Here is a 14630-nt window from a genome sequence, read left to right as displayed (position 1 = left end):
GTTGGGTGCTGGGGGGGGGCGGCTTGAGGAGCGCCCCTAGGTGTGCGGCACGCCCTTTGCGCTTGCCCCGCCCGCAAACTCCGGCTTCAGATGCCCCTGTTCATCCAGCAGGTAGGCATCCATGACCTCGCGCACCACCGGCCCTGCCACCCGGCCACCGGCTTCGCCGTTCTCGATCATCACCGCCACTACAACGCTGGGGTGGTCGGCCGGCGCAAATCCGACGAACAGGGCGTTGTCGCGGTGCCGTTCGAGGGTCTTGTTGCGGTTGTAGCGCTCGCCCTGCTTGATCGCCACCACCTGTGCGGTGCCGCTCTTGCCGGCAATCCGGTACTGCGCCCCGGCCGCAGCGGCGCGGGCGATGCCGCGCGGGTCGTGCATGACCATCTGCATGCCCTGGCTGACCTGGTCCCAGGCATGCTTGTCATGCAGCACGATATTGGGCATCGGGTTGGGGTCCACCGGCGTATCGCCGCCCACCGTCATGGCCAGGTGCGGGCGGTGCCACACACCCTTGCTCGCCAGCAGGCTGGTGGCCTGGGCCAGCTGCAACGGGGTCACCTGCATATAACCCTGGCCAATACCAAGGATCAGCGTCTCACCCGGGAACCACGCCTGGCGCCGCGTGGCGCGCTTCCACTGGGCCGACGGCATCAGCCCGGAGGCCTCCTCGAACATGTCCAGCGAGACCTTCTGGCCCAGGCCGAACTCGGCCATGTAGTCGTGCAGGCGGTCGATGCCCAGCTTGTGCGCCAGGTCGTAGAAGTAGGTGTCGTTGGACCGCATGATCGCGGTGTACATGTCTACCCAGCCGTCCCCACTGCGGTTCCAGTTGCGGTACTTGTGCTCGTAGTTGGGCAGTTCGTAGTAGCCCGGGTCGAACACCCGGCTGCCCGGGGTGATCACGCCGCTGTCGAGGCCAGCGATGGCCACTTCCGGCTTCACTGTCGAGCCGGGCGCATACAGGCCGCGCAGCACGCGGTTGAACAGCGGGCGGTCGATGGAGTCGCGCAAGGCGGCGTACTGCTTGAAGCTGATGCCCTTGACGAACAGGTTGGGGTCGAAGCTGGGGTTGCTGACCATCGCCAGTACATCGCCGTTGGCCGGGTCCAGTACCACCACCGAGCCACGGCGGTCGCCCAGGGCTTTCTCCGCAGCCACCTGCAGGTGCGAGTCCAGGGTCAGGACAATGTCCTGCCCCGGTGTCGGCGCCTTGTGGTTGAGCACGCGCATTACCCGGCCCTGGGCATTGGTCTCGACTTCCTCGTAGCCCACATGGCCGTGCAACTGGGTTTCGTAGAAGTGCTCGATGCCGGTCTTGCCGATCGACTGGGTACCGCGGTATTCGGTGCTGTCGAGGGTCTTGGTTTCGCGCTCGTTGATGCGCCCCACATACCCCACCGAGTGGGCAAAATGCTCGGCCAACGGGTATTCGCGAATGAACTGCGGCTCGACATCCAGGCCTGGCAGGCGGAACTGGTTGACTGCCACCAGGGCGATCTGCTCTTCGCTCAGCCCGACCATCAAGGTAACCGGCTCGAACGGTTTGCGCCCGCGCCGCAGGTCCTTGTCGAACTGCTTGCGGTCATCTTCGTTCAGGCCCAGCACCTGCGCCAGGGTATCGAGCACCTTGGCCGAGTCGCCGCCGGCCCGCTCGCGGGTCATGGTCAGGTCGAAGCTGGGCTTGTTGTCGGCCAGCACCACGCCGTTGCGGTCGTAGATCAGCCCGCGTTCAGGGGCGATGGGCAGCACGTGCACGCGATTGTTTTCCGACACGGCGGTCTGCTGGTCGTGTTGCAGCACCTGGAGCACGTAGAGCCGGCCCACCAGTACACAGACCAGGCTGAACACCAGGGCGGCGCAGGCGAGAAGCCGGCGGTTGACCAGGTGCTTTTCCTTTTCGTGGTCCTTGAGGGGGATGGGTTGCGGCATCGGTGGCTCGTTTTTGCAAGGTATCGCGCCGTGCGGGCGCGCGATCGGGCCGGGGATGCTACGCAACACCTACTGCACCCTCAAGGCGAGTGGCGGGGGGCGTCAGCCTGATATTGGCTGGGTAGCCCGTGATCAGGGCGCTGACGGGCAACATGAAGATTTGTTCATGGCGGGGAGCGAGACCAGATGCAGCAAACATCGCACGGAGCAGACCAGGTAGGCCGGCTACACAATCTGGCTATGGGCAGGGAGTAAGCGAGGATACCTGGCAAGGTGTTTGCGCAACACCACACCAGGTACCTCAGCTCGCGACTATTAGCCGCGACGTTGTCAATGCAGGCCCGGGCGCTTCGGCGAGCGTGTTCGCCGATCTGCCCTCTGACACTGGCTTTGCGTAATTACGTAAGTTCTACGTTGGTGGCGTAGTGCCTGTTGCCTTTTTTTACTACTTTGAATCTCACCATGTCACCATTTTTCAAGTTTAGCGATCCCACTGCCTCCTCAGCCAGGATGACATCTTCATCTTCGATCTCGTAGTCGAGGAAGCCCGCTTTCAGTGAGGCATTGTACATCTTGACTTTTGCCGTCTTTATATCGCTCATGTTTATCGCTCCTGGTTGGATTTGACGCTAAGGTATCAATAAAAAGGCTGACCATTTGAAATGTACTTTAGTACTGTTGCTTTTCACGTCTGCCGCATGTTGCATGATCGGTAGCAAGCGATAATCTTCCTGGAATTATTGCAGCAGATGCCCACGACCTGTTTGGCCCCAACTGTACATCTGCTCTACCTTTACGGTGTAACGTCCCCATGGCGTGACGGGGTCTGACGCATCATTGCTTGAGAGTGCGATGATGGAGCTGGTTGCAATGTAGGTTTCGATCCCCTTACCTACTAGCAAGGCGGCTGCTGTTCCGCGACGAGGCAGGATCGCGAAGTTGTTCAGGAGATAAAGCTTGTGCTGGGCTTTCCCCGTTATCCTTAAACTCCAATATTCCACCTCTCGAAGGTCCTTGAAGTTTGCCTCGCCCAGGTAGTCGATCAATTGGCTGGCTTTGGCCTTGAGCGTGTTCCCTATGCCACGGCGGGCAGGTGTCACTGCCTCGGTGGAAGTGCGAGCGCCCTTAAGGTTCTGCATCGCGTACTCGCTGAAGCGCGCGGTGCTGGTCGGAGGCCTGGTAAGATCCTTGGCGTGCAAGACCCTTTTGCCGACCTGGCGCACCGCTCGCATCCCGTTCTTGACCAGGGCCGGTAGCTTCTTGATCAGGCCCACCGCACTTTCAGTAAGCGACGCCAGCGCAAACGCCAGCGACGCATAGCCTAGCTTCCTGGACAGTTCAGGGTGGGACTCCTCCGTCAATTCAGAGGCCACCTCGAAGCTGAACGAGAGTACCGAGCAGACCGTCATCGCGGCGAAGAGCACCGAGGCGGCGCCACCGGTCATCACCGAAGCGACGATACCCAATATTGTCAGCGTGGCCGAAAGCGCCAGGCCACGCCAGCGTCCACCGACCTGCATGGGCTTGGTCTCACGCAGGACCTCTTTATAGCTGCGCAAGGTCTGTTTCTGTTCCTCGCGGCTGATCATGATCGCGCCGCTGGGATCATGCAGGTTGACCGGGTCCGGGCAGTGGGCATAGTCGTTGACACCCCCTTCGCCGAATGGGCTAAGCCAGTCAGGCTGGGCATAACGACGCAGGGCCAGTACGTAGCAGCGGTATCCATGGCCTGCATGATACTGGCCGATCACCGGGTCGCGGCGCATGCCGTTGTAGCCGCTGATCACCTCCTCCAGTGCCGCGCCTTCGCCGAAGGGTAGCAGCGGGGCGAGTTGCAGGTTGGCGTCGCAGACCTGGCCGACGATCCCCGATTGGGGGTCGTCGATCAGCCAGCGCACCTGGTTGCCGTCATACTGCGCCAGCCCCGGAGAGATGCTGGTGTGTCGGGTGGGCTTGCCAGCCTGGTCGAAACACACCTGGCCGATCAGTTCATCGCCGTCGTAGCGCAGTTCATGGGTGGTCTGGTGCTGCTGGTCATATTGCGCCCCCAGACGTTGCAGGCCGTCGTATTCGTAACGGGTGAGCAGGGCGCCGGTACTGTCCTTGACACTGTTGAGCTGGCCGGCGGCGTTGTAGTCCAGTGTGCGTTGCTGGCCGACCTTGCGCAGTTGGCCATTGCTGTTCCAGGTCAGGGCCGTTGTCTGCTTGCCGGTTTTCATCGAGGTCAGGCGCGTAGGGTCAGAGGCCATTGCATAGTCGAACGTTTCCGTCACCGCATCGCCTTCGAATGGGGTACTGGTGCAACGGGTCATATTGTCCAGGCTGTCCCAGCTGAACGTCTGGGCCTTGACCGGTGTGCCGTTGGCATCCTGCGGGCAGAGTGCCGCATGCGAGGTGTCACAGGCATAGCTTGCCAGGCGGTCGAGCGGGTCATAGGTGAAGTGTTCAGTGCGCAGCAATTCGCCGTCCTGCCAGCTGGCCTTGCTGGCCAGGCGACCGTCGCCACGCCAGGTCATGTGCTGGCTGAAGCAGGGTGCTCCGTTGCGCAGGAAGGTGCGCGCGGTTTCCCGGTTGAAGCCGTCATGTTCGCTGTGCACCTGCCATTGCCCGGCGCCAGTCAGCGCGTGCACCCGGCGCGCCTGCAGGCGATCAAGCTCGTCGTAGCGGTACAACACGTCCTCGTGCTCCTGGCAGGTGCGCAACAGCCGTCCCTGGCTGTCGAGGAACACCCGCCGCGTGCGGCCGTCAGCGCGTCGCGCTGCAAGGTTTTGCCCCCGCAGGCTCTGCCATTCGGCACGCCTGACAGTACCTCGCGGTGTTTTTTCAGTGGTTCGCCGGCACCCGGGCACCTGCGCGCTGGCGATCAGCTGTTGCCAGCCTGAACCGGACAGTGGGCCAGGCGCGCTGCTCAGCACGGTCGATCCGTTATAGTTTGTCTCGCGGTACAGGGCGTTGTCATCTGCCGCAAAGCGCGCGCTGCTGGCAGTCTGAAGCCTCTGCAACCGGGTCTTGTCGGGCAAGGTCACGGTCTGGTCGGCAAACCGGTATTCGCGGCTGCCTACCGTGCGTGTGGTGAGCTTGCCGTGTTCGTTCAGCGCCTGGCTCGCGACCACCTTACCGTCCACGGTCAGCGTGCAAACCTGGTTGCTGAAGCCGTGGTAAGTGCGCTCGATGGTTGTGTTATCGGGTTGGGTTACCTTGGTGACCCTACCGAGAACATCGCGTTCGAGCGTGTAGTTCAGCGTCTGCTCGCCCAAGGTGCGGGTGTGGCTGATGACATTGCCGGCGGGGTCGTACCGCTGATCGAGGCGCAGGTGCTGCGTGCCGAGGTGGTCCGCCCATTGCACCGAGCGTTGGAAGGTGCCGTCGGTTTTTGCAGTGGTGGTGCTGGTACGCCTCGACAGGCACCGGGCGCCCAGGCCTTGCTGTTCGGTTAGTTGCACGGCCGAATCAGCGGTAGCCCAGAAGTTGTCGGTTGGTAGTTTATTTGGATACAAAGATTTCGCATGCGTCTTTAGTTTTTCGTTGTCATCGATGTTGGCTAAATCGAACAAGTTTAAGATGTCAAAATCATCGCTGGAAACTTCGAAGTTCGACAGGCTGTCTGAGATGTGTTCAGGATCTCTTAAGGTATCAGGAACTTGAAGCCAGTTGTGTGCATCCTCGATCCCGCTCAGGTCGGTAAGTCCGGCAAGGTGTTGGATGTGTTTGATTAGCTCAAAGTGGTCAACTATCGTTACTTCGTGTGCTTCTGCTATAAAGATAATGTCCTCGTACGTGCCTCGTATGGTATTGACCGTAGAGTTGTGCCCTTTGAGCGGAAATATTGGACGGGTATGCAAAAGTGGATCTTTAGTGTCCATGCGTGTGAGTTTTTCAACTATACGATGAGCAAATACTTCGACGCCCGTAGAGCTCCCTTTGGTATAGTCGTACGTGGCGATAAGCGTGTCCGCTTCAACAGCAGCCGGCTCATCTGTCACCGCCCGCGTTTCCTGGGCCAGCCAGGGTTGACTACCCAGCGACCCACGTAAAGGTGTGTCTTTGCGCACAGCCTGGCCACCTGGCAGGTAATCCCACGCCCAACTGCCCAATACCGACGATTCATCCAGGTCTGAGAAGCAGTGTTCCTCCAGGGGTACATAGCTGTCAGTATCTGCTCTGCGCCACGAGGTGCGCCAGGCGCGTTGCAGGCCATCCAGGCACGAGAGGCTCTGGCTGCCATCCTTGAAGGTGCGTTGTACCGTTGTACTGCTGACTTCGCTGTCGGTGTAGACCGATTCGATGCGTTCGTCAGCCGCCTGCCTGGCTGTCTTGCCGGTGCTATCGGGTGCCAGCTGGTAGCGGGTTTCTTTGGTTACCCGGCCCAAGGCATCGCGCTCCTCCCAGTGTGTCTCGACGCCATTCTCGACCCTTTGCAGGGCGCGCCTACTGTAGCGCGAACGGACTTCCTTACTGACCTGGGCACTGCCCGCAGGCGTCGTTGCACTGACGATCACCTGGATACCGGGTTGGGTGGGGTTGTCGATAAATTTCTGCACAGTGGTCAGCGTAATACTCTGGTCGTCACGATGCGTCGTCTGCCGGCTGGTAATCGACCATTCCTGAACCTCGCTTTGCCCGCTGGGGGTTTTCTTGCTGGCGGGAACTGCAGTGCTGGTGCTGATCTGGTGCCACAGCGCTTCCTGGCCGGTCAGCTCCCAGGTGGTGTCCTTGTCGAGGGTGTCGTTGGTCAGCGTGCCGCGGATGTTATCCACCATCACCATTTCGGCCAGTTCCAGGTAGTCTCGGTCGTCGCGGGTGACTTTTCGATAGCCGTAGAGCTTCAGGCCCTGAGGGTTGCCATAGTCGTCACACTGGTACTCCGCCATCAGCGGCGCACTGGTGTATGCCGGCACGAAGGGGCACTCCAGCGTCGGTACTGCGCCAAGCGCTTGCACATTGCCAACCGTGATCTGGTTATGCGTCTGATCACCGTGGTTATAGCAGTAATGAATCGAATGCGAACCGTTGGTATACAGGCGCAGGGGGTTGCCTTGGGCGTCAGTCACGATCGTGGTGGCGTCCACTGTCTTGCCCAACTGTTCGCGCTTTGTTTTTGGCGACAGGCTGAGCATGTTCATGATCGCTCGGGACAGCTGCTTCCGCCTCTTGGTATCTTGCCGCCAGAACCTTTGCAATACGGCCAGCCGGCGGTCTGTCGCCGGGGCATTTGCGGTGACTTTTATCGAGGCCCCGTCCTGCTTGACGATTATGCTCCTGGTGATCTCGGCCAGCTCATCCCCCCAGCCTGTATAGCGGAAGGTGGTCGTGGCCTGCCCATGTTCCAGATAGAACTCAAGCCAATGGTCCTCTGAGGAGCCTGAGCCTCGCAGCAGCACTGTGCGCATGCCCTTGTGGTCCAGCCCGAAAGCGTGCAGGTCGTGCGCGATGGCGGCATGAATACCGCTTTCCACGGCTGCGATGAACACCGCGTCTTCGCTGAACTGATAGCTGCCCGTGTAGCTGTAGCGGTCTATATGATTCTGCTGCCCGCATCCTGGCAGCAGTGCGTGCAGCGCCACCCGAGGCAGGGCGTACGGTCCGTTCAACGAGGCACTTTCCTTGACGTACTGGACGCATTCGAGAGAACCGTCCTGCTCCTGCAGGCGGCACAATACCCTGTCCAAGGTCGGATCATCGTCGTAGCCGCAATCCACCTGCTGCACAACGATGCCCTTCTGCACGCGCTTGAGTGTGCTCAGCAAGTACTGCTTAAGGGTAAGTTCGACCTCGAACGCATCGCCGGTGCCATGCCACAGGTGCATGTTTACCCGGCTCTCGGCCTTGAGCTCAGGGTCGACATATTGCGCGCTGAACAGCTCGGCTTCGCCGCTCTTGATGCTCATCAGCAGGAATTGACCGTTCTGGCGCTTCCATTGTAGATCCAGCGCTTCGCCGAACTGCGAGATGATGCGTGACGGCAATAGCTGCACGAACGGCCGCTGAAACAGCGCGATACGCCTGTCCAGTTCCTTGGTGTTGGAATGCTTTCTCCAGGCATTGCGGGCTTCTCTGTAATCGATGATCCCCCCGACAAGATACCCATAGGGGGAAATCACCAGCAGCGCCCACTGCGTCCAGTGTTCAGGAATCAGCAGTGGGTCCGGCGCGCTGCCGGACTTGATCGCCTGCAAGTACTCGAGCACGGCCCGGCGAAACTCGTCGTTCGGTTCAACCGTGTCACTACCGGGCGCATCCGGTTTACTCAGGATCTCCTGGCGGCCACTGGGAAACTCAAGGGTGAACCGGCTGTAATCCTTGTTGCAGCTCACCCGGCAGGACTTGGTCTTGATGGATTCGCCTGCGCCCAGCCGGGTCCACTCGTCGTCGCTCAGCATGACCTGGGTGCTATCGGCGAGAGTGAGCCGGCGGTGGTCGTTTTTCTCGATGGCGCTGGTAATAATGCTTGAGAAGCGCCAGGCCCAGCCATCGCCCAGGCCCGCTTCGTTGCCGCGTAGCGCCGAGTAGTGCAAGGTCAGGTCGCACACCGGGCCCAGCCCACGCAGGCCTTGCAGGGTCGCGATCGGGTAATGGGCATGGAACAGGCCGCTGCGCTCATCCACGCCCGTGCGGTCGTGGCCGCTGGTGTCGAACAGTTCGGAGTGACTGGTGTTGCCGAAGTCCTCGCACAGGAAGCTGATCTCGGTATACTTTTTCAGGGGCGCAGGCGGGGTGAATTTGACGGCCTGCACGTCGTGCCAGAAGCGGTTCGAGTTGAAACCGCCTATATGACCCACAGTGAGTTCTTTAGCATCGCGAGCGTCTCCCGGATAGGTGAAGTACAGGTCGTAGACGCCATTATCGATCGGCCCTGCCCAGGTGATGCTGGTGTCGGTCACACTGACCGGCCACTGCCGGTGCTCACCGGCGCGTGGTACGCAGGCGGTGACCCGATAACCGTTTTCGTATGCAACATTGTCCAGGCGGAATTCCAGCTCCCCGTTCAACGACTGCACATCGACCTGTACGCTGGCAGTACCTGCGGTCACTGTAAATCGGGCTTGTTCAGCCAGCCTGCCACTAGGCAAGTCGTCAGTCTCCAGTAAGTACTTCCCGTAGTCGTCATCGCGCCAGGCCTCGCCATCGCCGACGTTTTCCAGCAGCACCTGCAATTCGCTGAAGCGCAGCACGGAGAGCGGTTCGGCGGCTGCCCCGACCTGCACTTCCGGCCAGGCCTGTGCCTTGAGGAATTCGGCCAAGGCCTGTAACCAGCTATCCCGGTCACTGACCGTTTCGGCATCCTGAGGTTTGAACAGTGCGCGATGCAGCAACTTTCGGCTGAAAGGGTGCCGCACTGTGGCCAGCACCGCATGCCCGGTGTCGGCTCTCCAGGCCGATTGCAGAGTAGGCCCCGGCAGGTAATTGGCTGCGCCGGGCAGTGTGGTGAAAATACGCAGCGCATCACCGCGTTGCCACAGGTGCAGGTCGTTGCTCGCATCGGCCGGCCCAGCCTGTGGGTTGTGTGTGGCCGCTCGAAGGTAGGGCGATACCGGCGAGGCGTTCAGGGCCGTGGCCCAGGCGCCCAGCCATTTGCCTGCGGCGCGCTGAGCCTTGCCTGGCACCCACTCATGATGTGCGAGCAAACGATGGGAAAACGCATCGTAGACCCACGCCTGCAACGTGTGCCCTGCTTCGAGTGCATGTTCACCCTCTACAGCCTGGCTTTGCCACCAATTCACCTGGGTAAGGGTCACGGACAGCTCGGCGCACTGCGGCACCCAGAAGGCATTGTCTTTGTCGGCAGGGGTGACGGTGCTGCCATCGAGGACGCCTGCACGCAGCACGTGGCTGTCACGGTTGATCTGCTCGCACAGTGCCTTGGCCCACTGCGTGCCGGCTTGCGTCGCCGCGGGGGTGAAGAAATGGTGTTCGTACAGCGCCTGGGAGGTGAGGTCGCGCACTTGCAGGCACAGTGTTTCGTCCGCCACAGGGCTGAAGGATTCGTCACAGGCCAGAGCCTGGACGATGTTGGCGGCAAACGGCGCGTTGCTGAACGTGCGATAGCGGGTGGGGCTCCACAGCCTGAGGGTTTCGGCAGTGGTGGAAAAGCTGTTGTGAGCTTGCCAGGCTCCGGCGCAGATGGGCTCACCCGCAGCCGCCAGATGATCGGCAAAGGCTTTTGGCCATGACGTGGCAGAGAGTTGGCCCTTCTGCGCAGGATAATCGAGCCTGCGGATATCGCCATCCAGCCGATCGATGAGGAAGGCGCTCAATACCTCCCCTTCGGCCAGGGCTCGGCCTGCCTTGATGGTGCTGCTGGTGTTCCAGCCGCCGTCGATGCTGCCCACCCGCTCGAGCGAGAAGTCGGTCATGTCGGGAAGGGCGCCGTCGGGCTGGTTGGAGATCAGGTACGGGGTTGATGGCGATTGCAACTGAAGGGCTACAGGTTGCTCGGCCAGCATCTCGGATGTGGTGTAAATGGCTTTGATAGAGCTGTCGTACAAACTGGAATTTCCCAGCGGGGGAAGGTCTGGTAAAAAGTCGAACTTTTCTTTCAGGATTTTGAAGTCATTCTGAGTTTGCTCAGGGCAAGTGATGGTCAGACTGCCAAACTGGTCATTTGAGATCAGGCCGTATCCAAGGGTGTTGTTATTTCTGGAAATTGGGTTGTTGAACTCAATAATTACAAGGTCGGTGGGGATGGTTGCTGCATCTGCTATAGCGTCAATTCCCATGCGCTGGGCATTATGGTTAACCAACTTCTTCGTGATGCTGGCCAGGCTGTCGTTTTTTTCAAACGCGGCTTTTACAATGTCAAGCCCTGTGAGGTCATAAATGGTGCGAATTGCATCCTTGGATATATACCCTGAGTTTAGCTGTGACGGTTGTGTAAAATAATTCGTCCAGCAGGTGAGTTCCAAGGGGGCGCTTCGTTGGAGCTCGGTGTTCAGGTAACACAGAACTTCATCCAGCACAGTGCTCCTTGAGACCACCAGTTTGTCGGAGTGCTTCATTAGCTCAGAGCTCTCAACGGCACATATGATCCCGCAGGGGTGCTTGGGTTGACTCCCATCCCAGCTGGAATATGGACCGAAGAAGCCGCGACCATCCGTGTACTCAATCATTACCAGTGATGGTGCAAGCGGGAATGGCGGTATTTCTTCTGCGTGCAGCTCACGTGCGCCTTGGCTGATGAGTATGTCAAATGCGTTGTCGAGTGTTTCTTCGAGAGCGTCGTAATATGCCTTGTTTTGGCTGGTTAATGCAATTGTTTCCTTCTCGACCCCCTCGATGGATTCGATGAACCTAAATTCGTCACGGCTCTCATAAAATATTACAACTGACAGCGAACCGTCCTGGCGACTATAGTCAACTTCAATGTAGTTGTCGTGGATGCTTATCAGCCAGGCACTGTCATTGTTGACCTTGATTTTCTGTCCTGCTTTCAACCCGGCCTTTTCAATAATGCTTCTGTTGTAGCCTTCAACTGTTATTCCTGAGAAATGGCTCATTTTGCGCTCCAGAAATTCGCGGCTGACTCAATTGCGTGGCGTGGTTTGATTGGGCTAGTGCCAGTCTCTGGGCAGCTGGAAACTTTGTCACCTGGCAAAAATGCCAGGTCCCCAGGTAGTCCGTATTTCCCCAAACCTGCTATTCCTAAGAGGACACGCATCCCACCAAGGCCCCTCGATGCTGGTCATCGAACATCTGCACAAATCCTTCCCCACCCCCCCCCAGGCCCGCTCCCGGTGCCGAGATGTCCAGGCGCGCATCGGCAACTTCAGCAACGCCGACGAGTGCTCGTGGCAAGTGCGTACCTTCTGTAGGAGCAGCCTTGTGCTGCGAAGAGCCTGCTCCTGCAGGGCCGTCGACTTGACGCTATTTCTGCAAGGCAACCACCCCGGCTTGCGCTAAGATGCCCGCTCATGTCTCTGGAAGCTGCCTGGATGAGCAAACCCGGTCAAATGGTGCTGGTGGCACTGCGCAAAATGATCGCCTCGGGCGAGCTGGCGGCTGGCGAGCGCCTGATGGAAGTGCCCACCGCCGAACTGTTCGGCGTCTCGCGCATGCCGGTGCGCATGGCGTTTCGTACCCTCGAGCAGGAAGGCCTGCTGGTGCGCTTTGGCGGCCGGGGCTTTCAGGTGCGTTCGGTCAGCGCCGATGACATCGCCGGTGCGGTGGAGGTGCGTGGCGTACTGGAGGGTCTGGCTGCCCGCCAGGCGGCAGAACGCGGGCTGTCAGTGCAAGCGCGCGCGGCACTGCAACAGTGCCTGGTGGATGGCGACCAGCTGTTCGACAAAGGCTTTGTGACCGAAGAAGACCTGCAGGCCTACCACGACCTCAACATGCGTTTTCACCAAGTGATCGTCGCGGCCAGCCACAACCCGGCCATCGCCGATGCCCTGGCGCGCAACGACCATCTGCCGTTTGCCTCGGTCACCGCGCTGGCCGTGGACCGCCATGACCTGGCCCGCGAATACCGGCGCTTCAATTTTGCCCACATGCAGCACCATGCGGTGTTCGATGCCTTGGCCAACGGCCAGGGTGCCCGCGCCGAAGCGATCATGCGCGAGCACGCCAATGCCACCTTGCGCTATGCCGAAACCTTCGGCGGGGCAGCGGCGGACGCGGGCATGAAAGTGATCCTGCCTTCGTCCTGAGCGGTTCAGATATCCAGCACCAGCATCGGCGTTTTCGAGCGTGAGCAGCAAGGCGTGAACTGATCGTTCAGGGCCTGCTCTTCTTCGGTCAGGAACAGGTCGCGGTGCTCCGGTGTGCCTTGCAGTACCCGGGTCAGGCAAGTGCCGCAGATGCCTTGCTCGCATGACATGGCGATTTCGATGCCGTGCTGTTCCAGCACCTGTACCACTGTGCGGTCTGCCGGCACTTCAAACACCTGCCCGGTGCTGCCGATCTGCACCGAGAAGCTGCCGTCGGTGCTGGCGTCCACCGGTGCCGCGGCAAAGTACTCGCGGTGCAGGCAGGCCTCTTGCCAACCCAGCCCCTTGGCGCTGTCCAGCACATGCTGCATGAAACCGCCCGGTCCGCACACGTACAGGTGCACGTCGTCTTGCGGGTTGGCCAGCACCGTGGCGATGTCCAGGGCAGTTTCCGGTTGTTCGTCAAAATGCACGAACAGGCGCTCGGCGAAAGGCGCATTGCGAATGCGTTCTACAAATGCCGCGCGCTCGCTGGAGCGGGCGCAGTAGTGCAGCTCGAAGTCATGGCCGCGGTGACACAGCTGCTCGGCCATGCACAGGATCGGGGTAATGCCGATGCCGCCGGCAAACAGCACGCTGCGCCGCGCGCCTTCGGCCAGCTGGAACAGGTTGCGCGGCGGACTGATGCGCAGCCGTGCCCCCGCCTGCACCTGCTCGTGCAGGCTGCGTGAACCACCGCGTGACGCCGGGTCGTTGAGCACGCCGATCAGATAACGGTGGCGCTCTTCGGGGTGATTGCACAGGGAGTACTGGCGCACCAGCCCACCAGGCAGGTGCACATCGATATGCGCGCCGGCAGTGAATGCCGGCAGCAGGCTGCCATCTGCCGCCGCCAGTTCGAAGCTGCAAATGCCCAGCGCTTCATCGTTACGGGATACCACTACGGCATCGATCATGTTGGCGAATCCTCAGGCAGGGGTTGCGCTGGTGGCGATCAGTTGTGGTTGTGGCGCACCTTCCTTGGCGATGATCCGCTCCAGCACCTTGCGCGACTGCACGCCGCCGGCATCGATGTTCAGCTTCAGCAGGTTGCGCTGGGGATTGGCCAGCAGGTTCTGCTGCTGGCGCTCGAGCATTTCCAGGTCTTCGCTGAAGATCTTGCCCTGGCCCTCGCGAATGTTGTCGGTCAAAGCCTGGTCATGCGCGGCAAAGTTGCGCGCCATGCCCCAGAAGTACCAGATCGAGGTATCGCTCTCGGGGGTAATGAAGTCGACCACGATGCTCGACGCCTTGTGCTGGGCCTCGGCGTGGTAGCCCCCTTTGCCGGCGTGCGCCACGCCGACTTCGATCAGCACATGGCTGGGCGGGGTGAAGCGGCAGATCTGCCAGCGGTCCACCGGCACATCGTCGGCCAGGCCGTTGCCGCGCAGGGCCATGCGCCAGAAGGGCGGGGCCATGATGTTTTCCATATGCCGAGCAGTGACCACTTCGTCGCCGCTGACGGTGGTTACCGGCGGTGCTTCGTCGATTTCCTTCTGGCCGATGCTGGAGGCGTGCACGTAGGTTTCGTGGGTCAGGTCCATCAGGTTGTCGATCATCAGGCGATAGTCGCAGCCGATGTGGAACAGGCCGCCGCCGTAGGCCCATTCATCATTCACCGCCCATTCAAGGTGCGGAATCAGCGACGGGTCGGCCTGCGCCTGGTCGCCGGGCCAGACCCAGATGAAGCCATAACGCTCGACTGCAGCGAAGGTCTTGTTGCAAGGGAAGCCCCGGACCCGCTGGCCTGGCATCGACACGGTCTTGCCGTCGCAGCCCATGACCAGGCCGTGGTAGCCACATACCAGGTTGCCGTCCTCCACATAACCGAGCGACAACGGCGCGCCACGGTGCGGGCAGAAGTCCTCCACGGCGGCTACTCGGTTCTCGTGGCTGCGGTAGAACACGATCTTTTCGCCGCAGATCTGCCGGCCCAGCGGCTTGCTGGCGATTTCTTCGGGGGTGCAGGCGACGTACCAGGTGTTTTTGGGGTACATGGGAGGCTCTCCGGGGTTT

The 14630-nt window shown here is 60.5% G+C and carries 6 protein-coding genes; 1 reads left to right on the top strand and 5 read right to left on the bottom strand.

The annotated features are described in order from the left end of the window. Positions 1–36: 36 nt before the first annotated feature. From mrdA to AC5O5R_RS16860, 3 genes are all read right to left on the bottom strand, one after another. Positions 37–1932, bottom strand: coding sequence for a penicillin-binding protein 2 (gene mrdA, locus AC5O5R_RS16870; RefSeq protein ID WP_494514542.1), 1896 nt, complete (start codon positions 1930–1932; stop codon positions 37–39). A gap of 398 nt (positions 1933–2330) precedes the next feature. Further along, positions 2331–2534 carry a cold shock domain-containing protein gene (locus tag AC5O5R_RS16865; protein WP_172231991.1) on the bottom strand — a complete coding sequence of 68 codons (204 nt, stop codon included), beginning with the start codon at positions 2532–2534 and terminating at the stop codon, positions 2331–2333. 135 nt (positions 2535–2669) lie between these two features. Beyond that, positions 2670–11426 (bottom strand): RHS repeat-associated core domain-containing protein, encoded by an 8757-nt coding sequence (locus tag AC5O5R_RS16860; RefSeq protein ID WP_494514541.1) that lies wholly within the window; start codon positions 11424–11426, stop codon positions 2670–2672. A 435-nt stretch (positions 11427–11861) separates the two neighbouring features. On the opposite strand from AC5O5R_RS16860, the gene AC5O5R_RS16855 reads away from it, so the two are divergent. Next, a complete protein-coding gene (locus AC5O5R_RS16855) occupies positions 11862–12575 on the top strand; it encodes a GntR family transcriptional regulator (RefSeq protein ID WP_172218867.1) in 714 nt (237 codons plus the stop codon). Positions 12576–12580: 5 nt separating this feature from the next. On the opposite strand, the gene AC5O5R_RS16850 is transcribed toward AC5O5R_RS16855, so the two are convergent. Further along, positions 12581–13531 (bottom strand): PDR/VanB family oxidoreductase, encoded by a 951-nt coding sequence (locus AC5O5R_RS16850; RefSeq protein ID WP_172218866.1) that lies wholly within the window; start codon positions 13529–13531, stop codon positions 12581–12583. Positions 13532–13543: 12 nt separating this feature from the next. Then, positions 13544–14611, bottom strand: a complete 1068-nt coding sequence (locus AC5O5R_RS16845; RefSeq protein ID WP_172218865.1) for an aromatic ring-hydroxylating dioxygenase subunit alpha — start codon at positions 14609–14611, stop codon at positions 13544–13546. Positions 14612–14630 lie beyond the last annotated feature (19 nt).

The organism is Pseudomonas sp. 8_5_2 (genome assembly GCF_059295255.1).
The sequence above is the reverse complement of the archived record's forward strand: the minus strand, read 5'-3'. Positions and strand labels throughout refer to the sequence as shown.

Coding starts and splice junctions, on each gene's coding strand:
- mrdA (WP_494514542.1), bottom strand. CDS start 1,932: ATGCCGCAACCCATCCCCCTCAAGGACCACGAAAAGGAAAAGCACCTG.
- AC5O5R_RS16865 (WP_172231991.1), bottom strand. CDS start 2,534: ATGAGCGATATAAAGACGGCAAAAGTCAAGATGTACAATGCCTCACTG.
- AC5O5R_RS16860 (WP_494514541.1), bottom strand. CDS start 11,426: ATGAGCCATTTCTCAGGAATAACAGTTGAAGGCTACAACAGAAGCATT.
- AC5O5R_RS16855 (WP_172218867.1), top strand. CDS start 11,862: ATGAGCAAACCCGGTCAAATGGTGCTGGTGGCACTGCGCAAAATGATC.
- AC5O5R_RS16850 (WP_172218866.1), bottom strand. CDS start 13,531: ATGATCGATGCCGTAGTGGTATCCCGTAACGATGAAGCGCTGGGCATT.
- AC5O5R_RS16845 (WP_172218865.1), bottom strand. CDS start 14,611: ATGTACCCCAAAAACACCTGGTACGTCGCCTGCACCCCCGAAGAAATC.